Source organism: Alcaligenes sp. CHO6 (assembly GCF_037120595.1).
Classification (GTDB): Bacteria; Pseudomonadota; Gammaproteobacteria; order Burkholderiales; family Burkholderiaceae_B; genus Alcaligenes; species Alcaligenes ammonioxydans.
This window is the reverse complement of sequence record NZ_JBANCI010000004.1, coordinates 232238-253511: the sequence shown is the minus strand read 5'-3', so window position 1 is coordinate 253511 and position 21274 is coordinate 232238. Positions and strand designations below refer to the sequence as shown.

The window sequence follows — 21274 nt, the reverse complement described above, 5'->3', positions numbered from 1 at the left end:
GTTCAGGTGAATATTTTTAATCAATAGCTGAAAAAGCTTCGTTTGTCATTCATGGTTTTCGACCTCTACCATGGTTTTACGTTTTACCCGTACGCTGCGCTCGATGGGCTGGCGTGCGGGCAACGCAACATCTTGCCGAACCCGAAGGAGACCCTCCCATGAACGCTAAACCCGATATCAATGAAATTTTGGCCATGACGGGCCGAAAGTCGATTTACCAGCCCGAACAGCAAGGCCTGATCTACCCGCAAGAGCCTCAATTCGATTCTTTTGAGGAAGCGCGCACGCATTTGAAGCAGCGCCTGGTGGCCGCCTGCCGTGCTTTTGCGCTTCATGGTCTGGACTATGGTTTCGCAGGCCACCTGACCATTCGCGATCCCGAGCACCCCAGCTTGTACTGGACCAATCCCATGGCCGTGCACTTTGCTGACGTGAAGGTATCGAACCTGATCCTGGCAGACCATGAAGGCAAGGTTGTGGAAGGGGATTACGCCCTGAACCGCGCGGGTTTTGTGCTGCATGCCGCTGTGCATGAGGCTCATCCTGACATTGTGGCGATGTGCCATGCGCATACCGTCTATGGCACGGCCTTCGCCTCGCTGGGGCAGGAGATTTTGCCCATTACGCAGGATGCGGCCGCCTTTTTTGAAGACCATGTCGTCATTCGCGAAGAAGCCGGTCAGGTTGCGGTGGAAACCAAAGCGGGTCACAAAGTGGCCAATGCCTTTGCCGGTGTCAAGGCGGCCATCCACCAGAACCATGGTTTGCTGACGGCCAGCCGCCACAGCATTGAAGCGGCTGCTTTCTGGTTTATTGCGCTGGAACGCTGCTGCCAGCAGCAATTGATGATTGCCGCAACCGGCATGACTCCGACGCTGGTGACGCCCGAACGCGCCCGCTACAGCCGTGAGCACGTAGGCAGTGAATACATTGGCTGGCTGCACTTTCAGCCCATCTGGGAAAACCTGTTGCGCACCCAGCCCGATATGTTTGATTGATCCGTCCCGCAGGCAGCTTGGCCGTTGGGGGACAAGCTGCTGATTTCGCATAAATAAAACGAGGAGACACAAGCGTGGAACGACGAGCAATGCTGAAACTGACCGGCCTGGCCGGTATTGTGGCCAGTGGCATGGCCCCTGCCCTTGTCAAGGCGCAAGAGAATCTGCGCTGGCGACTGGCATCGAGCTTCCCCAAGAATCTGGATACGATTTATGGCGGGGGCGAAGTGTTTGCCCAGAAGGTGCGGGAACTGAGCGATGGCAAATTTACTATCTCGGTGCATGCGGGCGGAGAGCTGATGCCGGCGATGGGGGTGGTGGATGCGCTTGAGCAAAACTCGGTGGAAGCGGCCCATACGGCGCCCTACTACTTCTTTGGTAAAAACGAAGCCTTTGCCCTGAGCTGTGCCATCCCCTTTGGCATGAACTCCCGGCAGTTGACGGCCTGGATGTATCACGGCAATGGCTTGAAGCTGACCCGGGATTTTTATGCCAACTACAACATCGTCAATTTCCCCTGTGGCAATAGCGGGGTGCAAATGGGGGGCTGGTTTCGCAAGCAGATCAATACGCCGGATGACATCCGGGGGCTGAAGATCCGCATTGGGGGACTGCCGGGCAAGGTGATTGAAAAGCTGGGTGGCATTCCGCAGAACATCGCCGGTGGCGAGGTGTACCAGGCCCTGGAAAAGGGTGTCATTGATGCCGCTGAGTGGGTGGGGCCGTATGACGATTTGCGACTGGGCTTTCACAAGGTCGCGCCCTATTACTATTACCCCGGTTGGTGGGAAGGTTCAGTAGGGTTGGATCTGCTGGTGAACAAGAAAGCCTATGAGGGCTTGTCCCAGCATTACAAAGACATCGTCGCGGCGGCCAGCACCTATGCACACCTGGATATGCAGGCCAAATACGATGCTCGCAACCCGGGTGCCTTGAAAGAACTGGTTGGGCAGGGAGCCAAGGTGCTGCCGTTCTCCAAAGAGGTGCTGGACGCTTCTTTCAAGGCCAGCGAGCAGTTGTATGCCGAACTGAGTGAAAGCAATCCGCAATGGCGAACAATCTATGCCGACTACCGTGCCTTTCAAAAAGATGAGCTGTTGTGGTTCCGCTTTGCGGAAGCACGCTTTGACCAATATATGCAGTCTGTGAATCTGTAAATGCTGGGTAGAGACATGTTTGGACTGCAAGCCGCTTTCCATGATGGAAAGCGGCTTTTTTGTCAGCCTGCTAGCGGTGTGCTCTGTCTGGCAGGCAGGTGACTGCATTCGTTATGCGTTTTTTGTATAAACATATGAATTAAGGTCCGTACAAATAAACTGACCGACTGGGTCGGTGTTTTCCCTTAACTTCAGACGAATTGCTCTGTGTGCGCTGGTTATAAGGTCATTATCAATCCATATTTTCGTAGACAAGTATCGCCTCCTTATTATATTGTTCGTATCAAACAATAATTATGTCCGGTCAATTAATAGGAGCAGGTCCATGAAAAACGGGATTCGGAGTGTACTGGCGGTCGCAGGGATGGTGGCCGCGCTGGGCGCGCAGGCTCAAACGCTCAAGCTGGGTGTGGTGGGAGGCATGACGGGACCAGGCGCGCCCTGGGGACTGGCGATTGATGGAGGCGTGAAAATCGCCGTGGATGAAGTCAATCAGGCCGGTGGTCTGCAGGTGGGCGACAAGAAATACAAGGTTGAGGTGTTGACCTACGACGACCATTACAAGGCTGCCGATGCGGTCACGGCCACCAACCGTCTGATCGATCAGGACGAAGTGAAATACATCATCGGCCCGATTGGCTCGGCCTCGGTCATGGCCATGAAGCCCATTACCGAGCGCAACAAGGTCATCATGCTGTCCAACAGCTACTCGACCGAAGTGCTGGATGCAAACACAAAATATATGTTCCGCGTGCTGCCTACGCAGTATGAATACAACCGCCAGTTGATTGGCTGGCTGAAACAGGAACGTCCTGAGCTGAAACGTCTGGCGATTCTCTCGCCCAATGACGCCACCGGCTGGAGCACCCAGAAAATTCAGACGGCTGCTTATAAGGATGCCGGTTACGACGTAGCCGAGACCAAGTTCTTTGAGCGGTCGCAAAATGACTTTCGTACCTTGCTGACCAGCATTCTGGCCAAAAATGTGGACTTTATCGAACTGGATACGGTGCCCCCCGGCCCGGCCGGTATCGTGATTCGCCAGGCGCGAGAGATGGGATTCAAAGGCCAGTTCACCAAATTTGGTGGCAATAATGTGGCTGAAACCGTGAAGTCTGCCGGTGCTGACAACGCACAAGGCACGTTGGTCTATTTATCGGCTGATCCGTCCAGCGAGCCTTATCAGAAGCTGAGCCAGGCCTACGCCAAGATCCACAGCAACAGCATGGATGACTTTGCTTTCTACTTCTACGATGCCACCCGTCTGCTGTTCAAGGCCATCCAGGAAGCCGGCACGGTGGAGGATACCGATGCCGTGCGTGCCCGCATTGAGGCCAATACCAGCTATGACGGCATTCAGGGCGCCATTGTCTGGGGCGGCAAAGATGTTTACGGCGTGAACCACCAGATCGCGACCCCGGCCTATCTGGGCGTGATCGAGGATGGCAAGGCCAAGGTCATCAACAAGTTCGACGCCCGTTAAATATCGGGCTTGTCTCAGTTCGCACTGCGCCACGCGGGTGCAGTGCCCCTTGATACGGTTAGCAATGATGCAGATTGCAATGCAAATCGCCATCATCGCCCTGATGTCCACCTTTGTGTATGCCCTGGTAGCCCTGGGCTTCACATTGGTGTTTGGCATCTTGCGGGTGGTGAACTTCGCCCACGGCGAGTTCTACATGCTGGGCGCGTATGCCATGTATGTGTTTTACGGACAGTTTGGCTGGTCCTATCTGCCTTCTATCGCGGCCGCTGCCGTGCTGGTGGGATTCCTGGGTTTACTGGCTGAACGTGGCCTGTTCCGTCGCTTTGTGGGCGACGAGATGGGCGGCATGATCATGTCCCTGGCGTTGGCGATTACCTTGCAAGCCGGGATTTCGCTGCTGTTCTCGGTGGACGAGCAATCGGTACGCCGTCCGGTGGAAGGCGCCTGGCAGATCGGTCAGGCGTTTTTCGCCAAGGACCAGTTGTTGATCGTCGGCATGAGTGTGCTGGCGCTGGCGGCCTTTTACTTCTTGATTGAGCGCACCCGTATCGGCATGACCATACGTGCGGTGGCGCAGGACCGGGAAGTGGCGCGTCTGCAAGGCGTCAGCTCCTGGAAGATCATGGCCTTCACCTTTGCACTGAGCTGTGGCTTGGCGGGTGTGTCTGGCGCTCTGATGGCACCCGTCTATACCGTGCATCCCTATATGGGCGAAGCCGTAGTGGTGAAGGCTTTCATTATTGTGGTCCTGGGGGGCCTGGGCAGCTTGCCCGGTGCCGTGGTGGCCGCCCTGATTCTGAGCGTCACCGAGGCGGTGGCGTCTACCTTCTATAACGCGACCGTGGCCACCATGCTGTCCTTCCTGATCGTGATGGCTGTGTTGCTGGTCAAGCCCAGCGGCTTGATGGGGAAATCGTCATGAGCGCGATCAAAACAGTGTCTTTTTATCCGCGCGATGGCGTGTTGAACTGGGTTTGGCATGCCGTGGTGGTGACGGTGCTGCTGGGCTGGCCCGTGTGGGCCGGACAGCCTCGCTTTGCCCTGCATCTGGCCATCATGGTGTCCTTGTACGCCTGCCTGGCCATGAGCATGAATCTGGTGCTGCGCATCGGCCAGCTCTCGCTGGCGCATGGTGCCCTGTTCGGGCTGGGGGCGTATGCCTCGGCCATTTTGAGCCGGGATTATGGCTGGTCTTTTCCAGCCGCGTTTTTGGGCGCCGGAGTACTGACGGCAGCATTGGCTGTGATCACCGGCCCTATTTTTATGCGTATCAAGGGTGTGCATTTCGCACTCTTGACCTTCGCCCTGGGCGAAGCCGTGGTGCTGTGCTTTATCGAGTTCCACGAACTGTTTGGCGGCAATAACGGCTTTGGGCAGATTCCGCCTTTGCAGGACAGCCTGCCGATTCCCGAAGGGCGGTATGGCGTGTACCTGATTGTGGTCAGCTTTGCGCTGCTGGTGTATTTCGTGCTGCGGGCCTTGTACCGTCGCGAATGGGGCATGGTGGCCGACTCCTTGCACCAGAACGAACAACTGGTGCGCTCCGGAGGCTTGAATGTGCTGCGTTTCCGGGTCAGTGTGTTTGTTCTTAGCGCCCTGATTGCTGGCTGGACGGGCAGCTTGTACGCCCACTATCAAGGCTATATCTCGCCCGATTCCTTCGGTTTCTGGACAGCGGTGAACGCCGTCATCATGAATGTGCTCGGGGGTGTGGGGGCATTGGCCGGTGCGGTAATTGGCGCAGCCATCTTGATCCCCTTGCCGGAGTTGCTGCGCGACCTGCAGCAGTATCAACGCCTGATCTACGGCCTGACCTTGATTCTGCTGCTGTTGTTCATGCCGCAAGGACTGGCCGGACTGTGGAACAAGTGGCGCGGCGCGCGCAAGGAGGCCGCATGAGCGTGCAATTGAATGTCCAGGGGCTGAGCCGACATTTTGGTGGTATCCGTGCGGTCGATGAGGTGTCCTTTAGCACTGCTCCCGGTCAGATTACCGGGGTGATCGGTCCTAACGGAGCTGGCAAAACCACGCTGTTCAACCTGATCGCCGGTACGACCAAACCCAGTGCGGGTGTGGTCACCCTGGATGGTGCCGCCATTACGGGTCGTCCGGCTGCAGCCTTGGCGCGTCAGGGCGTGGTGCGCACGTTCCAGATGACGCATGTTTTTGCCGGTCATACGGTACTTGAAAACCTGTATCGCGCTGCCCTGTTCCGTCAGTTTCCCTCCCCCTGGTCGCTGTTCAACCCTTGGGGTGTGCGTCGTGGCCGCGAAGAGGCCGCGCGGCAGGCAGAACAGGCCTTGGCCTTGATTGGCCTGGAGTCTGTCGCCAATGAGCAGGCCGATTCACTGGCCTACGGTTTGCAGAAGATTTTGGGTGTGGGCATGGCCCTGACCGCCATGCCGCGCCTTCTTTTAATGGATGAGCCCGCTGCTGGCCTGAACCCGGTGGAAACCGTGGCCATGGCCGACCTGATCGAACGCATCCATGCCAGTGGCATTGATGTGGTGGTGGTCGAGCACGATATGGGCCTGGTGATGCGCCTGTGCCAAAAGCTGGTGGTGCTGGTTAACGGTCGTTTGCTGGCCGAAGGCCCGACCGCGCAAGTGCGTCAGGACCCGCGGGTGATTGAAGCCTATCTGGGTGCGGATCTGGACAAGGAGCCGGGGCTGGAGCCAGCAGTGGAGGCCCGCGCTGCGCAGAACGGTACGGGACGCTCGGCTTCGGTCTCTACGGCTGGTCAGGGAGCGACCAAGGTCAACAAGCCTGTGCCCATGCTGGAAATCAAGGACTTGAGTGTGTCCTATGGCGCGGTACGGGCCTTGGACAAGGTCAGTTTTGCAGTAGAAGAAGCCAGTGTGTGTGCCGTGATCGGAGCCAATGGTGCGGGCAAATCGACCTTGATGAAAGCCATTAGCGGCCTGGTGCCGGTGGCCGAAGGAGAAATCCGGCTCGAAGGCCAGCCCATTCAGGACTTAAGCGCGGAGCGCCGGGTGACTCTGGGCATTGCCTTGTCCCCCGAAGGTCGGCGGCTGTTCCCTGAATTGACGGTACGCGAGAACCTCTTGATGGGAGCCTATCTGCGTAAGGATCAGGCCGACATCACGGTGGATCTGGAGCGTATCTACGCCTATTTCCCGCGTCTGCTGGAACGGGAGCAAAGCCAGGGGCGCCACCTGTCTGGAGGTGAGCAACAGATGTGCGCGATTGGTCGCGCGTTGATGTCCCGACCGCGTTTGCTGTTGCTCGATGAGCCTTCCTTGGGCCTGGCGCCTGCCGTCACGCTGGAGGTGGCGCGCGCCATCCGCCAGATCAGCCAGGACGGCACCACGATTGTGCTGGTGGAGCAAAATGCCCGTCTGGCTCTGAAGCTGTCGCAACATGCCGTGGTGCTGGAAACCGGGCGTTTGAGCCTGTCCGGGCACAGCAGGGACATCATGAACAACCCACAGATTGCGGCGGCCTATCTGGGTCACGCCGGAGAGTCATCGCATCATGCCTAATATTTACCAGGTCGCCATGTTTAACGCCGAGCGCTACCCCGACAAGGTTGCGGTCTCGGACGATCGCCAGGCACTGTCCTTTGCCCAGTTCTGCGCCCGTGCGCGCGCCTTGTCGGCTTATCTGAACGGGCTGGGGGTGAAATCGGGGGACCGGGTGGCAATCATGACACCCAATTCCATCGACTATCTGGCCTTGCTGCATGCCACGGCGGTAGGCGGTTTTTCTCTGGTGCCGGTCAATACCCGTTATGGCGTTGCCGAGTTGCGCTACCTGCTGGATGATGCCCAGCCCACGGTGTGCATTGTGGACCCGGCCTACCGGCCCTTGCGTGAGCAGATCGAGTCTGCGGGTGGTTTGAGCCGTGCTGTACAGTGGCTGGAAAAACTGCCTGAGTCTTTGCCTGATCCCCGCGGGGACGACCCGGTGCAGTATCGCTTTGGTCGTGTGGATGATGAGGATGTGGCCATCATCATGTATACCTCGGGTACGACATCGGCCCCCAAGGGGGCGATGCTGACGCACGGCAATCTGTCGGCCAATGCCGTGAACTACATCATGGAGCTGGGCATTGATGCCACGAGCCGCTCGTTGCTGGCGACACCGCTGTTTCATATCGGGGGCTTCGGGGTCATCAATGGCCCGATCTTGTACGCGGGGGGCAGCTTGCATGTGGTGCCGCGCTTCGACGCCGATGCGGTGATGGATGCATTGCGTTTGTATCAGCCTACGCATGTGTTCTTGCTCTCTGCCATGTGGGTGGGACTTACCGATCATCCGGAATTCAAGGAGCTGTCCCTGCCCGCGGCCCGGTTTGTGCAGACTGCGGCTGCGCCTTTGGGCCAGTGGCGTCAGGACCTGATTCGCACCGTGTTTCCCAATGCCGAGTTCAGTTGGGGCTTTGGCATGACGGAAAGCTGTGTCACCACGATCAAGAATCGCTACACGCAGGAGATTCTGGAGCATCCCGGTTCCATCGGTTACCTGTGGCGGCATGTGCAATATCGACTGGTCGATGCAGACGGCAAGGTGCTGCCCGATCAGCGTGGCCCTGGCGAGATGCAGGTACGCGGCCCCACGGTTTTTAAAGGCTATTGGCGCCAGCCCGAGCTGACCGCTCAGGTGCTGGATGCCGAGGGATGGCTGCACACGGGCGATGTGATTCGTGTGGATGATGAAGGCTTTGCCTATTTCATGGGCCGCAGCAAAGATATGATCAAGACAGGCGGGGAAAATGTGGCCGCGCTGGAAGTGGAAAACTGTCTGGCCAGCCACACCGATGTGCGCGAGGCTGCTGCGTTTGGCCTGCCGCATGAATATTGGGGCGAGGAGCTGGTCGCGGCCATTGTGCCGGCCAAGGGGCGCGAACCGGATGTGGAAGCCTTGCGTGCGTTTTGCCGGGAAAAACTATCGGGCTTTAAAGTACCCAAACGCATCTTTATTGTGGATTCCCTGCCTCAGTCCTCGTCGGGCAAAGTGCAGAAGTTCCTTCTTCGACAAAGGTATGTCTGATGCTGACTTCGTTATCTCTGTTTGATCCTGCGGTGCTGGCTGCCTGGGCGCAACGCGCCAGCGCCGATGAGTTTGTACGGCAGCACAGCGTTTTGGCCGATGTGTGTGTGGCGCTGCGCAATACTGACACCGGCGAGCACATTTGGCTGGCCGTGTCAGAACAGGGGGTGCAGGCAGGCACAGGGCCGCGTGAGGTGCCGTTCTGGCTGGAAGGTGATCGTGCCGCCTTTGCGGATCTGGCCCAGGGCTTTCCATTTAACCGCTTGGTGCGTCAGCACCGACTGGTTGTGGGAGGCGATTTGCGTGCCTGCGTGCAGAACTGGATGTTGTTGTATGCCTTGACCCGTCTGACGGGCGAGCTGGAGGTCTGAGCATGCCTTATGTGACAACCGCGGACGGTATCCGTGCCTATTACGATCTGGCCGGTTCCGGTCCGGCCTTGGTGATGGTGCATGGCGCCAGCCAGGACAGTCTGTCCTGGCAATATGTGCTGGAGCACTTTGCGCCCTTTTACACGGTGTATGCGCTGGATTTGCCCGGCCATGGCAAAAGCGGCATGCCGGCTGGCGGGCCGCATACCGCGACTCCCCAGAACGCGCAGTATCTGCTGCAGTTCCTGGAGGCGGCGGGTATCCGGAATCCGGTCTTGATGGGCCATTCCATGGGCGGGGGCGTTGTCGCCCAGGCCGCTGCCATGGCGCCTGAGCGGATTCGTGGTCTGGTGCTGGTCGATGGCGCGTCAGTCAATGTAGTGAAGTCCTCCGGCTATAACCCGCGCATTCTGGAGATGGCGCGCATCAACCCGGGCGACTGGTTTGAAGTGACCTTCCGAACCCTGATGGGCACCCTGTCCGACCCGACGCGTGCGCTCGAAGTGGTGACGGATGCCCGACGTTGCATTCCGGCGGTGGCCTTTGCGGATATCTGCGCGTTTGGCGGCTTTCGGATGGAGCAGATTTTGAGCGATATTCGCTGCCCGGTGGTGATTGTGGAAGGCAGCGAGGACTGGTCCGTGCCACCAGAGTCCGCCCGAGAGGTTGAACGCTTGCTGCGAGAAGGCAAAGTTCCGGTGGAATATATAGAATGGCCGGGCATCGGGCATTTTCCCCAAAGTGAATGTCCGGAGCAGTTCACCCGCGACACCTTGGCTGCGATGCGCCGCCTGTCTCTTTAAACTGAAAACCGTATGGCAAACAACGAATCCCAGTCCAGTGCCAAGCCAACCCTGTATCAGAACATGAGCGATCGCTTGTTGGAGCTGATCCGTTCGGGGCATTACCCGGTCGGCTCCAAGCTGCCTACCGAGATGGAGCTGTGCGAGATGTACGGGGTCGGTCGGCACACGGCGCGTGAAGCCATACGCAAGCTGACCGATCTGGGTTTGATCGAGCGGCGTCGCCGTGCCGGTACCACCGTGATACGCCAGCATCCCAAGCCGCAGTTCGGCCTGGCGCTAGATACCACGGATCAGTTGCAACGCTATCTGGAATTTACCGATCTGCACGTGCATAAAAAGGCGGCGGGTGTGGACAAGCAGCCGCCGGAGACCGCGCTGGACGGTGAACCGTCCGATTGGGTGAAGGTGGAGACCTATCGCAGCGTGCCGGGCAGCAAGCGCGGTATTTCCTGGACAGATATCTATCTGCGCAAGGAATACCAGGCGGTGGCGGATCTGATTTCCACCCAACCCGGGGGTGTCTATCCGCTGCTGGAGGAGCACTGTGGCGAAGTGGTGGAAACCATCGAGATGGAAATTTCCGCCTCGCGCTTTCCCCCGCATGTCGCCCGCTTTCTGGGTTATGAAGATGCGGACCCCGCCTTGCTGATTATCCGTACCTTCCGCAATCAGGCGGGCAAGGTCATGGAAGTGGCGGTCAGCTTTTACCCGCCTTATGAATTCCGCTACGTCACACGCCTGTCGCGCAGTGACGGAAGCCACCGCTCGCAGAGCTGATTTTTCCGTACCTTTGGGGAGACATTCATGAAACGCAAATATGGCCGCAGTGTGACGGTCAAGGTGACGGGCGACCACGCGCTGGTGCGCTTTGATCGCGGCGTGAACCGCAACGCGATCGATCAGGACACCTTGCTGGCCTTGACGCAGGTGGCGCAGGATCTGGCCTTGTCGCTGGAGATTCACACGGTGGTGCTGACGGGGGCCAAGGATATTTTCTCGGCTGGAATCGATCTGAAGGACCCGCAAAAGTGGAATGATGAACAGGCCGGTTTGCTGGAGCGTCGGGATGTGGCCCAGCGGGGCGCGCGTCTGTGCCGCCTGTGGGAAGAGCTGCCGCAGCTGACTATTGCCGCCATTGAAGGCGCGGCGGTGGGAGGCTCGGTCGCCCTGGCGCTGGCTTGCGACTGGCGTGTGGCCTCGCAAGCGTCATTTCTGTATTTGCCCGAGGCCAAGGTGGGGCTGAATATGGGCTGGGGTGCCATTCCGCGCATGGTGAACATGCTGGGAGCGGCCCGTACCAAACGAGCCATCTTGCTGGCCGAACGTTTCGGTGCTGAACAGGCGCTGGAATGGGGCTTGCTGGATGAAGTCTGCGAACCCGGTCAGGCCGTGGCAGTGGCGCAGTCTTTAGCCAAGCGGGCTTCGGAGTCGCCTGCGGCGATTATTCGCATGACCAAGGAATCGGTGAATCAGGTCGCCAATGCGTTGAATCGCTTGGGCATTTATATGGATGCCGATCAGGCGCTGGTATGCCGTGACAGCGTAGAGGGAGTCCAGGCGCGTGCGGGTTTTTTGTCGCCGGGCCGCCCCAAGACAACAAGCTCCTCCTCGGCGGGCAGCACACCGAAGGCGTAGCGTGGGGGCTTTTCGTGTCTATGCACGATGAGCAATTCAAGCTGGATGTGGCTTAGCCTGGGTTACCGCGACGCTGGGAGGCCGGAACCGCCCTTTGCGTTGCGTGGACACCGAACCGGTCACGTCCGACTGTGGGGTGGCACACGCTACGTGGTTGTGGTGTCCAACCATAGCGTCTTATGTGCCCCTTCCCGCGGGTGCGGACAAGGGGCTGTCCATATCGTGGTATCAGGCGGTTTGACGCGTTTGTGCCAGTCGTCCCATCCCCTGTGGGAATAAATCCAGGCCAGCTGTCGCCACCAGATCCCAGAAGCCAGCGGGGGAACTGGACACGACGGTGACGCCTAGTTTGTCCTCGACCTGACGCACGGCTTCCAGCGAGACCAGACCACCGCAAGACAGCAGCAGACCTTGTGCCTGACCGGGAGCCTGCTTTTGGGCGATGTCCCATGTTTTCAGGCACAGATCGACCAGCTCTTGCGTGCTGATTTGCGACATGGCGGTGACGTCATTGACGCCCAAACCATACGCGCACACGGCCTGAATCTGGTTCTGGGCCAGAAAGCGGACCAGACGCTGGTTCACGTCATCAATATAAGAAGACGCGACCGCAACCCGTTCGATGCCGCTGACACGCAGGCCGCGCAAAATGGCGTGGCTCATGGTCGAGCATGGCAGACCGGTGGATTCGCGCAGGCGTGCCACCAGTTCCTCGTTAAAGTCCGAGCCGCGGTAAAAGCTCAGTGAGGTCCCCATCAAGGACACGGCCTGGGCTCCCCGAGCGGCCAGCTTTTGAGCGGCGTCGACGACCTGGTCAATAACCTGGTCATAGCCTTCCTTGTCCACGGAACTGAGCGCCAGGCCTTGGGCGATGAAGTCAATTTCCGGGTACATTTCCGGGCCTTCCGGAGGCACCAGACCGGCGGCTGGTGGCACGATCAGGCCAAGTACGGGGCGCTGGGCGCCAGAGTTGTCAGTCGTCATAACAGTAGCTGCTTGGTTCATTGTTTAAAGTCGAGCTGGGCACTTTCGATGACTTTGGCCCAGCGTTGTGTTTCTTCACCCAGCCATTGTTCGGTGGCTTGGGCATCTTGATAGCCGGCAACGGAGCCTTGGGCCAGGAACGCGTCCTGCACCTGTTGTTGCTGCATGCTGTTTTCCAGGGCTTTGCTGACCGTGGCGATAAAGGCCGGGTCCACGTTCTGGGGTGCCAGCATGAACAGCGACGGCGTCACGCTATAGCCGGCGATGGTTTCCGAGACGCTGGGCAGCTCGGGCATGCCGGGAAAGCGGCGCTCGGACAAGGTGGCCAGCAGACGGATACGGCCAGACTTGGCCAGGCCGATCGAAGAGGCCAGGCTGGCAAAGGACATGGAGACTTCGCCGGCAGCCAGTGCTTGACTGGCCGGGGCGCCACCGCGATATGGGACATGCACCAGTTCTGTCTGGGTTTTCAAGGCGAACAGCTCGCCACCCAGGTGGTGTACCGAGCCCACGCCCACCGAGGCAAAGGTTTCGGTTTGAGGGGGAGATTTGCGGATGGCTTCGACCAGTTCGGCCACGTTCTTGACGGGGCTGTCGCCGGGGACGGCCAAAGCCAGATCGGACTGACCGACCATGCCGATCGGGGCAAAGTCGCGCTGCAGGTCGTAGCGCAAAGCCGGGTAGATATAAGGTGCGACCAGCAAAGAGGTGTCTGCAAACAGCAGCGTATTGCCGTCGGCTTGGGATTTGGACACATAGTCGGCAGAAATTGTGCCGCCTGCGCCGGATTTGTTCTCCACAATGACGGTGCGGTCCAGTTCTTTGCTCAGCGCCTGGGCGGTTACCCGCGCCAGGGTATCGACGCCGCCGCCCGGGGCAAAGCCCACGACCAGACGAATGGGCTCGGCAGCGTGTAAGGCGGCCACAGGGCTGAATGTCAGGACGAGCGCAGCCAGCGCCCGCCGTGTGAAACGGCTTGCAAACATGAGAAAGTCTCCTCGGTATGAGTGGTTGTTTTTAGCTAGTTATGAATTAGTGCCGCATATAAAATCCGGCCAAGGGATTGAGCTGGGCATTGAGCCAGCTGTAGCGCTCGCGCTTGTCGAACTCCCATTTTTCGGGATGGGCTTGGGCGACACGGCGCAGGGATTCAGCGCCTGACAGCACATGGCTGGCCGCGGCCTGCATGGCGCTGGGGCCATCGCGCAGGGCCAGTGCCTGGGTCAGTGCCTGATGCTCATGCCAGGACTGTTCCATGCGATTTTCCTGATCCAGATGACGATGACGATAGGGATTGGTCAAACGGCGCAGATGTTCAATCTGCTGCACCATGAAGGAGTTGCCGGCAATGCTGTGAACCAGGGCATGCAGTTCGGCGTTATAGGCGGCGTAATCGCCCAGACTTTTGTCCTGCAAGGCCTTGGCGCCCCGCTTTTGCAAACGCTCCAGCTCACGAATCTGGGCATTGCTGATCCGGTAGGCGGCCAGTTGGGTACAGGCACCTTCGAGCAAAGCCAGGGTTTCCAGCATTTCTTCCAGTTCCTCAATGGTGTGCTGGGTGACAAAAATACCGGCACGCGGGGCGATGCGCACTTGACCGGTGGCGGCCAGTTGCAGCAAGGCCTCACGCACCGGCGTGCGTGACACCCGAAAGAAGGTGCAGAGCAAGGACTCGTCAATGGCGCTGCCCGGCGGCAGATCACCGCTGGCAATGCGGTGCTCCAGTTCGATTCGTACCCGGTCGGTATTGCTGAGCGTCATGGCTGTCTCCCACGCCTGGTGCTGTTTTTTAGGCTTAAATCATTCTAGGTAGAGCTTTTTGATATATCAATTAAGGCTTATCCGAGGGTAAAGAAGCGGGCGGCCCGTTTTGATTCGGCCGTTTTTCGCGGATAATCAATTTTTTCTGTCCGAGTCCCCCTGCCTGATGAGCAATGAACGTAAACCCCTGGATGCCCTGGCCAGTGGTGCCATGCTGGTCCTGTGTCTGATCTGGAGTTTTCAGCAGATTCTGCTCAAGGCTACGGCCAATGACATGGCGCCTGTCTTTCAGATTGGCCTGCGCTCGGGCGTGGCCTGCGTGCTGGTGGCCCTGCTGGTTCTGGTGCGCACGCACAAATTGGCTTTTACTGAAGGGGCCTGGAAACCGGGACTGATGGCCGGCCTGTTGTTTGCGCTGGAGTATTTGCTGCTGGGCGAGAGCTTGCGTTTTACTTCGGCCGCGCATGTGGTGGTGTTTCTGTACACGGCACCGGTGTTTGCAGCCCTGGGCCTGCACCTGCTTTTGCCCTCTGAGCGGCTGGCGCGCCTGCAATGGGTGGGGATCGGGCTGGCGGTGGCGGGTATTGCGATTACTTTTCTGGGGCCGGGCAGCCCCGACGGCGCCGATGTGGGGCACATGCTGATAGGCGATTTGATGGCCTTGGCGGCGGGGGCCTTATGGGGCTTTACCACCGTGCTGATCCGTAGCACGCGCCTGTCTGCCGTCCCGCCTTCGGAAGCCTTGCTCTATCAGCTGTTCAGCGCTTTTGTCATTCTGATGGTAGCTGCTGCCGTGACCGGACAAACCGAGATTCAATGGTCAGGCTTGCTGGTCGCCAGCCTGGTGTTTCAGTCCGTCGTGGTGGCGTTCTTGAGCTTTCTGGTCTGGTTCTGGTTGCTGCGTAACTATCAGGCGTCGCGTCTGGGGGTCTTTTCCTTCGCCACCCCTTTGTTCGGTGTTCTGTTCGGGGCGTTTTTGCTGGGTGAGCCCATAGAACCCCGTTTTGTGATGGGCGCTTTACTGGTGTTGATGGGCATTACCTTGGTCAGCGCCTATAGCTGGATCAGTCAGTTGCGACGTCGCAGAGCCTGACCGAATCAGCGACATGACGTGAACGGCCTCAAGGCGCAATGCGTTGTCGCAAGCTGCTTTTCAACCATCGGCAAAACTGGCGGGCCTCACTTTGCTGGGGTGATTGTGCGTTGACATAGGCCATGTAGGTTGCGCCCGTGGCGACTTGGCCAGGGCCGACTTCCCGCAGAACGCCATCGCGTAGATGATCCATCACCAGTAAACGCGGCACAACTAGAAATCCGGAGCCGGCAATGGCCCCGGCAATTGCGAAAAACAGGTGATCGTAGGTGGCGCTCAACAGCAGCCGTGAAGGCTCAATACCCTGATCCAAAGCCCATAAACCCAACATGTCCGGTCGTGAGCGTGCGGTCACCATAGGCCAGTGCTCCCAGGCCTGCCTGCTATGTTGCTGGATTAAGGCGGGCGCTGCCACGCATACCAGTTCTTCGCGTATGAGCTCCCAGCTTTCGCTGTCGGGCAGGCTCAAGTCACGGCTGATCAGCACGTCAAACGCTTCATTAGGACGGGGTGGCGACAGATTGGTGATCAGATCAATCTGCCAATTGTGCTGAGCGGTGAACTGGCCAAGCATGGGCACCAGCACCGTCATTGAAAAGCTGGGCATGGAGGTGCGGACTCTCAGCCGTTCGTGCTGATCCTGCTGATGGGTGATTTGTTGAATGGCCATCTCCAGAGTGGCCATCGCATCTTTGACCGTGTCATACAACTGCAGGCCGGCTGCCGTCAGCTCAATATAGGGGCCGCGTCGAATGAACAGAGCCTGCTTGCTGACTTTTTCCAGGGTGGCGATATGCCGGCTGACTGCGCTTTGGGTGATCCCCAGGCTTTGGGCTGCACGGGTGAAATTACCTTGTCGGCCCACCGCGACAAATACACGCAGAGGGACCAGAGGAACATTTTCAAGCATGATTAAAACTCATGATAGGGCCACGCTTAACAGGGGGTAGGTGTAGGGTGTAACAGAACGGTCATCTAAGATAAATACCATGATTTTCATGCAATTTTATTGAAATTACAGGAAATAATCATGCAAAACCGTTTCTCTTATCTATCCGCTTTGCTCATGCTTTCCTGCCTGGGTACGGGGGCTGCCAAGGCGGATGAAGTGGTGTTGTACTCCTCCAATAACATCGATGTGGTGAACACGGTGATTGAGCAGTTCCGTCAGGTCCACCCCGAGATATCGGTGTCCGTGGTGCGGGCGGGTTCCGGTGCCCTGATGCAGCGTATCAAGGCCGAAGCAGAGCAACCCCTGGGCGATTTGTTCTGGTCCGGCGGGTTTTCCACCTTGTCGCAGTATGCCGAGTACCTGGCGCCCTATTCGTCGCCCGAGGCCAGTGCAGTAGGTGCACAGTATCAGGGAGCCGGGCAACGCTGGCTGGGTACCAATACCCATGTCACGGTATTGATGCTCAACGAGCGTCAGTTGGGCAAGCTCAAGGCGCCTGCCAGCTGGGCGGATCTGGCTGATCCGGCCTGGAAGGGCAAGATCGTGATTCCAGATCCGGAGCGCAGCAGCTCTTCTTATGTTGCCTTGTACGGCCTGCAAGATCTGATGGGTCAGGAGGTGTTTGAGAAGGTCGTGCGCAATGCTGTGGTGGTCGGGACCACCTCCGGCGCCTACGAGGGCGTTGCCAATGGCGAGTTTGCGGTTGCGGTAACGATGGAATATGCCGCCTATCAATATGTGGCCGGTGGTCTGGATACGATTGACCTGGTCTACCCCAAAGAGGGCACTTTCTTGTCGCCGGAAGGCATGGCCTTGATCAAGGGCGGGCGTAACCCCGAATCCGCTCGCAAGCTGTATGACTTCCTTGCCTCCCGCCCTGCGCAGGAAGAGGTGTTCAAAAGCGCGTTCCGCCGCCCTTTGCGCAGCGATATTGCCGTCAATACGCTGACAAGCTTGCCTGCCATGGATCAGATCCGTGTGCATGCGCTGGATGATGATCGTATGGGGGCGGATCGTGAAGCCTTCCTGGCACGTTGGCGTGCACTGGTTTCCCAGCGCTAGGCGGGACTGGTATGCAGATACATCTATCAGGTATTGAGCAAAGCTACGGCTCACAGACTTTGTTTCACGGTTTGGATCTGGACATCCCCAGTGGCTCCTTGTTTACCCTGCTGGGGCCATCGGGTTGTGGCAAGACGACCTTGCTGCGCATGCTGGCCGGGTTTGTGCGCCCTGATCATGGCAAGGTGCTGTTCGGCCAAACAGACATGACGCGAGTGCCTGTGCACAAACGCAATGTGGGCATGGTGTTTCAGGATTACGCGCTGTTTCCGGATCGCAGCGTGCTGGATAACGTCAGCTACGGTTTGCTGGCGCGTGGCCAGTCTCGCTCCCAGGCTCGCGTCCCCGCGTTGGAAATGCTGGCGCGCGTGGGCTTGAAGGACAAGGCGGATGCCTTGCCGTCTGCCTTGTCCGGTGGGCAGCGACAGCGAGTGGCCATGGCACGCGCTTTGGTGATCAAGCCCGATCTGCTCTTGCTGGATGAGCCCTTGTCTGCCCTGGATGCCAAGCTGCGCACCGATCTGCGCGAGATGCTGCGGGACTTGCAGCAGGAAGCCGGCATTACTACCGTGTTTGTGACGCATGATCAGGAAGAAGCGCTGAGCGTGTCTGATTACATTGCCGTCATGGATCGGGGCTGCGTCCGTCAGGTCGGGACACCCGAGCAGATTTATCGCTGCCCTGACAACAGCTTTGTGGCTGATTTTGTAGGAGGGGCCAATTTGATCGAGCTTCAGGAGGAGCTCGGTCAAGCCGCAGACGGCTGCCGCCGCTTCCGGACGGCAGGCTGCATTGTGCGTATCCAGTCTGCCGGGCGTTTTTCTGAGCAGACGATGTTGGCTGTGCGGCCTGAAACCCTGAGTGTGGATGCCTTGCGTCCGCTTGACGAGGGGGACATTGCCGCGCGAATTGAGAGCGTGGATTACCGGGGCCCCAGTACGGCATATCAGTTGCGCACCGAATTCGGTTTTCTGAAGGCGGTGGTCTGGAATACCGGCGTCAGCCAGAGCTGGGAACGGGGCGATGCGGTGGTATTGCGCGTTCCCGAGTCGGCTCTTTTGGTGGAGCGGACATGATGCTGGGTTCTTTGCGACGTGATCCAGCCTGGTTGATGCTGGCGCTGGGGGCGGTGGCCTTGCTGGGCTACTTTTTACTGTGGCCGGTCTTGTCCATGCTGACCAGTTCCCTGTTCAACAAGGAAGGTCAGTTTGGCTTGCACGGCTACGTGCAGTTCTTCTCTGAGCCCGCTTACCGGGAGAGCCTGTTCAACACCTTGTGGCTAGGAGGCGCGGTTACCCTGCTCAGTCTGGTGCTGGGCGCTGGTTTGGCCCTGGCCGCCGCTCGCTTTTCCTTCCCCTTGGCTGCCTGTCTGGGTGTTTTGCCCCTGCTGACCCTGGTCATTCCAGATGTGGTGGTGGCGGCGGCCTGGATCGTGGTGCTGGGTAAACAAGGTGTGCTCAATAGCTTGCTGGCGCCCTTGGGTCTGGAACTGCCGTCCTTGTATGCCTGGTGGGGTCTGGTTTTTGTGATGACCTTGAACAACTACGTGTACGCCTATGTTGCCGTGCTGGTAGGTTTGAAGTCCATGGATCGCAACCTGGAAGAGGCGGGCCTGAGTCTGGGCAGCTCCCCCGTTCGCACCTTGCGCACGGTGACCTTTCCTTTGATGGTGCCAGCTTTATGTGGTGCCGCGGTGCTGGTTTTCATGCATGTCATCGGGGATTTTGGTGTTCCGGCCATTCTGGGAGCCCGCACCCCCGTGCTGGCGGTCAAGACTTATAACGAGTTTGTCAGCGAGATGGGTGGTAATCCGCAAATGCAGACCACCATGGCTTCTTTGCTGGTGTTTTTGGGCCTGGCCTTGCTGCTGATTCAAAAGTGGGTGGTGGCCCGACGCACCTACCAGATGGAGTCCGGACGAGCTCCGGAGCGCGTGCCCCTGCGTGCCTGGCAGGCCGCTGTGTGTGCCACTTTGGTATCGATCCTGATTGTGCTGTCAGTGCTACCCGTGATGGTGGTGATTATCACCGCATTTACGCCCTCTATCGGGCCGGTGCTGAAGTATGGCGGCTTTACCTTGAGCCATATGCAGCAAGCCCTGGTGCAGGCTCCCGGACCTTTGTACAACTCCTTGCTGCTGGGTGCTGCGGCAACCAGTGCTGGTGCCGTGTTCTCCATCGTGGCGGCCTATCTGATTGTGAAACGGCCGTCCGGCTTGAGTGCGGGCCTGGATGTGCTGGTCATGCTGCCCTTGACGATTGCCGGCACGGTGCTGGGCATTGCTTTGATCAATGTGTTTAACAGCGGCTGGCTGGTGCTGACGGGCAGTTGGGTGATTATGGCGCTGGCCTACTTTTTACGCCGGGTGCCCACCAGTGTGCGGGCGGCCATGGGGCCTTTGCATAACTTGCGCAATTCTATCGAGGAGGCCTCTATCAGTTTGGGCGTGGCCCCGATGCCCACCTTTGCAAAGGTCGTTCTGCCGGTGGTATGGCCTGCCGTCATTGCGGCCACGGTGCTGATGTGGATCACGACCTTGTCGGAGTTATCCGCCACGGTGGTTCTGTATTTTGGCGGGATGAGCACCCTGCCTATCGAGGTTTTTCAATTGGTGGACAGTGGGCGTTTGGCTCAGGCCAGTGCCTATAGCCTGGTGCTGTTGATGGCGATATTTCTGCCGCTGCTGCTGACCCGTTTCGTTTTCAAAGTAAAAGTAGGATGGACACAATGAGCTTTGTGCAATGTCAGGAAGAGATCGCGCTGGCCCAGCGCGTGTTGGGAGCCAAGGCATCGGCCACCAAAGAGATGACGCGTCTGGCCAATCAAATGCGGCAACAGGGGCAGTCTGTGATTACCCTCAGTCAGGGCGAGCCGGACTTTGCAACCCCCGAGCATGTGCGTCAGGCGGCCAAAGAAGCGATTGATCGCAATGAGTCCCGCTATACCGAAGTAGCCGGCACCCTGGCCTTGCGGGAGGCCGTGGTGCGCAAGTTCGAGTGTGACAATGGCCTGCATTTCAGCCCGGATCAGATCCAGGTGGGTTGCGGGGCCAAACAAGCCTTGTATAACGCCTTGCAGGCCACCGTGCAGGACGGGGATGAGGTCATTATCCCTACCCCTGCCTGGGTGTCTTACCCTGAAATGGTCTTGTTGGCAGGTGGCCAGCCAGTCATTGTGCGTTGCAGTGCACAAGCCGGCTTCAAGCTGCAAGCCGACCAGCTTGAACGTGCCATCACCCCCCGTACCAAATGGCTGATGCTCAATTCTCCCTCCAATCCCAGTGGTGCCGTGTATTCACGGCAGGAACTGGAAGCGCTGGAGCAAGTGCTGTTGCGCCACCCGCATGTCTGGGTGATGGCCGATGATGTATACGAAAAAATCCGCTATAGCGACGAACCCTTCGCGACGCCTGCTGCCTTGTCGCCGAACATGGCGGCGCGCACCTTGACCATCAATGGCGTCTCCAAGGCCTATGCAATGACCGGCTGGCGGGTAGGATTCGCCGCCGGTCCGCTGCCTCTGATCAAGGCCATGAATCTGGTGCAGTCGCAAGCGACGTCCCATACCAGCTCCATCAGCCAGGCAGCGGCCGTGGCCGCACTGGATGGCCCCATGGAATTTTTGCCCGAGTTTGTGGAAGCGTTCCGCCGCCGCCGTGACAATGTGGTAGCCGCGCTCAATGTCATGCCGGGCATTGAATGCGATCTGCCCATGGGGGCGTTTTATGTCTTCCCTAGCTGCCAAGGCGTATTGGGCCTGCGGGACCCGTCGGGCCAGTTGATCAGTACCGACAAGGACCTGTGCATGTATTTCCTGCGCAGTGCAGGGGTGGCCGTGGTGCCCGGTTCGGCGTTTGAACTACCGGGTCACTTTCGGGTGTCTTATGCCTCCAGCGATCAGGAGCTGGAGGAGGCGATGAGCCGCATTGCCCAGGCCATTGCGCGACTGAGCTGATT

At 58.7% G+C, this 21274-nt stretch carries 20 protein-coding genes; 16 read left to right on the top strand and 4 right to left on the bottom strand.

Going from position 1 to position 21274, the window contains the following annotated elements:
* The first annotated feature begins 158 nt into the window (after positions 1-158).
* From V6936_RS15060 to V6936_RS15010, 11 genes are all read left to right on the top strand, one after another.
* Positions 159-998, top strand: coding sequence for a class II aldolase/adducin family protein (locus V6936_RS15060; protein ID WP_336580052.1), 840 nt, complete (start codon positions 159-161; stop codon positions 996-998).
* A 74-nt stretch (positions 999-1072) separates the two neighbouring features.
* Positions 1073-2155, top strand: a complete 1083-nt coding sequence (locus V6936_RS15055) for a TRAP transporter substrate-binding protein (protein ID WP_059318425.1) — start codon at positions 1073-1075, stop codon at positions 2153-2155.
* A gap of 325 nt (positions 2156-2480) precedes the next feature.
* On the top strand, positions 2481-3638 hold the full coding sequence (locus V6936_RS15050) for an ABC transporter substrate-binding protein (RefSeq protein WP_003800741.1): 1158 nt from the start codon (positions 2481-2483) through the stop codon (positions 3636-3638).
* A gap of 64 nt (positions 3639-3702) precedes the next feature.
* Complete coding sequence (locus V6936_RS15045) at positions 3703-4563, top strand: branched-chain amino acid ABC transporter permease (RefSeq protein ID WP_003800738.1); 861 nt, start codon at positions 3703-3705, stop codon at positions 4561-4563.
* Positions 4560-5540, top strand: coding sequence for a branched-chain amino acid ABC transporter permease (locus tag V6936_RS15040; protein ID WP_336580051.1), 981 nt, complete (start codon positions 4560-4562; stop codon positions 5538-5540). Before V6936_RS15045 ends, V6936_RS15040 begins: the two co-directional genes overlap by 4 nt.
* Entirely contained in the window at positions 5537-7144 is a 1608-nt protein-coding gene (locus tag V6936_RS15035; RefSeq protein ID WP_003800733.1) for an ATP-binding cassette domain-containing protein, read from the top strand. The genes V6936_RS15040 and V6936_RS15035 overlap by 4 nt, the downstream gene beginning before the upstream one ends.
* A complete protein-coding gene (locus V6936_RS15030; protein ID WP_003800730.1) occupies positions 7137-8654 on the top strand; it encodes a class I adenylate-forming enzyme family protein in 1518 nt (505 codons plus the stop codon). Before V6936_RS15035 ends, V6936_RS15030 begins: the two co-directional genes overlap by 8 nt.
* Positions 8654-9025 carry a hypothetical protein gene (locus V6936_RS15025; protein ID WP_003800728.1) on the top strand — a complete coding sequence of 124 codons (372 nt, stop codon included), beginning with the start codon at positions 8654-8656 and terminating at the stop codon, positions 9023-9025. Before V6936_RS15030 ends, V6936_RS15025 begins: the two co-directional genes overlap by 1 nt.
* Positions 9026-9027: 2 nt before the next feature.
* Positions 9028-9828, top strand: coding sequence for an alpha/beta fold hydrolase (locus V6936_RS15020; protein WP_003800726.1), 801 nt, complete (start codon positions 9028-9030; stop codon positions 9826-9828).
* 12 nt (positions 9829-9840) lie between these two features.
* The gene (locus tag V6936_RS15015) at positions 9841-10608 is read left to right on the top strand and encodes a GntR family transcriptional regulator (RefSeq protein ID WP_059318421.1); all 768 of its coding nucleotides are present in this window, start codon (positions 9841-9843) and stop codon (positions 10606-10608) included.
* Between the two features lie 27 nt (positions 10609-10635).
* Entirely contained in the window at positions 10636-11466 is an 831-nt protein-coding gene (locus V6936_RS15010) for an enoyl-CoA hydratase/isomerase family protein (protein WP_003800723.1), read from the top strand.
* 228 nt (positions 11467-11694) lie between these two features.
* On the opposite strand, the gene V6936_RS15005 is transcribed toward V6936_RS15010, so the two are convergent.
* From V6936_RS15005 to V6936_RS14995, 3 genes are read right to left on the bottom strand one after another with little or no spacing between them, the layout of a single operon-like run.
* The gene (locus V6936_RS15005) at positions 11695-12450 is read right to left on the bottom strand and encodes a hypothetical protein (RefSeq protein WP_003800720.1); all 756 of its coding nucleotides are present in this window, start codon (positions 12448-12450) and stop codon (positions 11695-11697) included.
* 17 nt (positions 12451-12467) lie between these two features.
* Positions 12468-13436, bottom strand: coding sequence for a Bug family tripartite tricarboxylate transporter substrate binding protein (locus V6936_RS15000; protein WP_003800718.1), 969 nt, complete (start codon positions 13434-13436; stop codon positions 12468-12470).
* Between the two features lie 46 nt (positions 13437-13482).
* Positions 13483-14211 (bottom strand): GntR family transcriptional regulator, encoded by a 729-nt coding sequence (locus V6936_RS14995; protein WP_003800716.1) that lies wholly within the window; start codon positions 14209-14211, stop codon positions 13483-13485.
* 166 nt (positions 14212-14377) lie between these two features.
* On the opposite strand from V6936_RS14995, the gene V6936_RS14990 reads away from it, so the two are divergent.
* Entirely contained in the window at positions 14378-15304 is a 927-nt protein-coding gene (locus V6936_RS14990) for a DMT family transporter (RefSeq protein WP_059318450.1), read from the top strand.
* A gap of 28 nt (positions 15305-15332) precedes the next feature.
* Here V6936_RS14990 and V6936_RS14985 read toward each other — a convergent pair whose 3' ends face one another.
* The gene (locus tag V6936_RS14985; protein ID WP_059318420.1) at positions 15333-16214 is read right to left on the bottom strand and encodes a LysR family transcriptional regulator; all 882 of its coding nucleotides are present in this window, start codon (positions 16212-16214) and stop codon (positions 15333-15335) included.
* Between the two features lie 120 nt (positions 16215-16334).
* Between V6936_RS14985 and V6936_RS14980 the strand changes: the two genes are divergently transcribed.
* From V6936_RS14980 to V6936_RS14965, 4 genes are read left to right on the top strand one after another with little or no spacing between them, the layout of a single operon-like run.
* Positions 16335-17318 carry an ABC transporter substrate-binding protein gene (locus tag V6936_RS14980; RefSeq protein WP_131071117.1) on the top strand — a complete coding sequence of 328 codons (984 nt, stop codon included), beginning with the start codon at positions 16335-16337 and terminating at the stop codon, positions 17316-17318.
* 11 nt (positions 17319-17329) lie between these two features.
* On the top strand, positions 17330-18394 hold the full coding sequence (locus tag V6936_RS14975) for an ABC transporter ATP-binding protein (RefSeq protein ID WP_045930489.1): 1065 nt from the start codon (positions 17330-17332) through the stop codon (positions 18392-18394).
* Entirely contained in the window at positions 18391-20049 is a 1659-nt protein-coding gene (locus V6936_RS14970; RefSeq protein ID WP_336580049.1) for an ABC transporter permease, read from the top strand. Before V6936_RS14975 ends, V6936_RS14970 begins: the two co-directional genes overlap by 4 nt.
* Entirely contained in the window at positions 20046-21272 is a 1227-nt protein-coding gene (locus tag V6936_RS14965) for a pyridoxal phosphate-dependent aminotransferase (RefSeq protein WP_240209151.1), read from the top strand. The genes V6936_RS14970 and V6936_RS14965 overlap by 4 nt, the downstream gene beginning before the upstream one ends.
* Positions 21273-21274: the final 2 nt, after the last annotated feature.

Bases quoted from the DNA above. Each gene is read 5' to 3' on its own strand.
- V6936_RS14985 (WP_059318420.1), bottom strand. From the start codon at position 16,214: ATGCTTGAAAATGTTCCTCTGGTCCCTCTGCGTGTATTTGTCGCGGTG.
- V6936_RS15060 (WP_336580052.1), top strand. From the start codon at position 159: ATGAACGCTAAACCCGATATCAATGAAATTTTGGCCATGACGGGCCGA.
- V6936_RS15015 (WP_059318421.1), top strand. From the start codon at position 9,841: ATGGCAAACAACGAATCCCAGTCCAGTGCCAAGCCAACCCTGTATCAG.
- V6936_RS14965 (WP_240209151.1), top strand. From the start codon at position 20,046: ATGAGCTTTGTGCAATGTCAGGAAGAGATCGCGCTGGCCCAGCGCGTG.
- V6936_RS15030 (WP_003800730.1), top strand. From the start codon at position 7,137: ATGCCTAATATTTACCAGGTCGCCATGTTTAACGCCGAGCGCTACCCC.
- V6936_RS15040 (WP_336580051.1), top strand. From the start codon at position 4,560: ATGAGCGCGATCAAAACAGTGTCTTTTTATCCGCGCGATGGCGTGTTG.
- V6936_RS15020 (WP_003800726.1), top strand. From the start codon at position 9,028: ATGCCTTATGTGACAACCGCGGACGGTATCCGTGCCTATTACGATCTG.
- V6936_RS15045 (WP_003800738.1), top strand. From the start codon at position 3,703: ATGATGCAGATTGCAATGCAAATCGCCATCATCGCCCTGATGTCCACC.
- V6936_RS15000 (WP_003800718.1), bottom strand. From the start codon at position 13,436: ATGTTTGCAAGCCGTTTCACACGGCGGGCGCTGGCTGCGCTCGTCCTG.
- V6936_RS15010 (WP_003800723.1), top strand. From the start codon at position 10,636: ATGAAACGCAAATATGGCCGCAGTGTGACGGTCAAGGTGACGGGCGAC.
- V6936_RS15025 (WP_003800728.1), top strand. From the start codon at position 8,654: ATGCTGACTTCGTTATCTCTGTTTGATCCTGCGGTGCTGGCTGCCTGG.
- V6936_RS15035 (WP_003800733.1), top strand. From the start codon at position 5,537: ATGAGCGTGCAATTGAATGTCCAGGGGCTGAGCCGACATTTTGGTGGT.
- V6936_RS14995 (WP_003800716.1), bottom strand. From the start codon at position 14,211: ATGACGCTCAGCAATACCGACCGGGTACGAATCGAACTGGAGCACCGC.
- V6936_RS14990 (WP_059318450.1), top strand. From the start codon at position 14,378: ATGAGCAATGAACGTAAACCCCTGGATGCCCTGGCCAGTGGTGCCATG.
- V6936_RS15050 (WP_003800741.1), top strand. From the start codon at position 2,481: ATGAAAAACGGGATTCGGAGTGTACTGGCGGTCGCAGGGATGGTGGCC.
- V6936_RS14975 (WP_045930489.1), top strand. From the start codon at position 17,330: ATGCAGATACATCTATCAGGTATTGAGCAAAGCTACGGCTCACAGACT.
- V6936_RS14970 (WP_336580049.1), top strand. From the start codon at position 18,391: ATGATGCTGGGTTCTTTGCGACGTGATCCAGCCTGGTTGATGCTGGCG.
- V6936_RS14980 (WP_131071117.1), top strand. From the start codon at position 16,335: ATGCAAAACCGTTTCTCTTATCTATCCGCTTTGCTCATGCTTTCCTGC.
- V6936_RS15005 (WP_003800720.1), bottom strand. From the start codon at position 12,450: ATGACGACTGACAACTCTGGCGCCCAGCGCCCCGTACTTGGCCTGATC.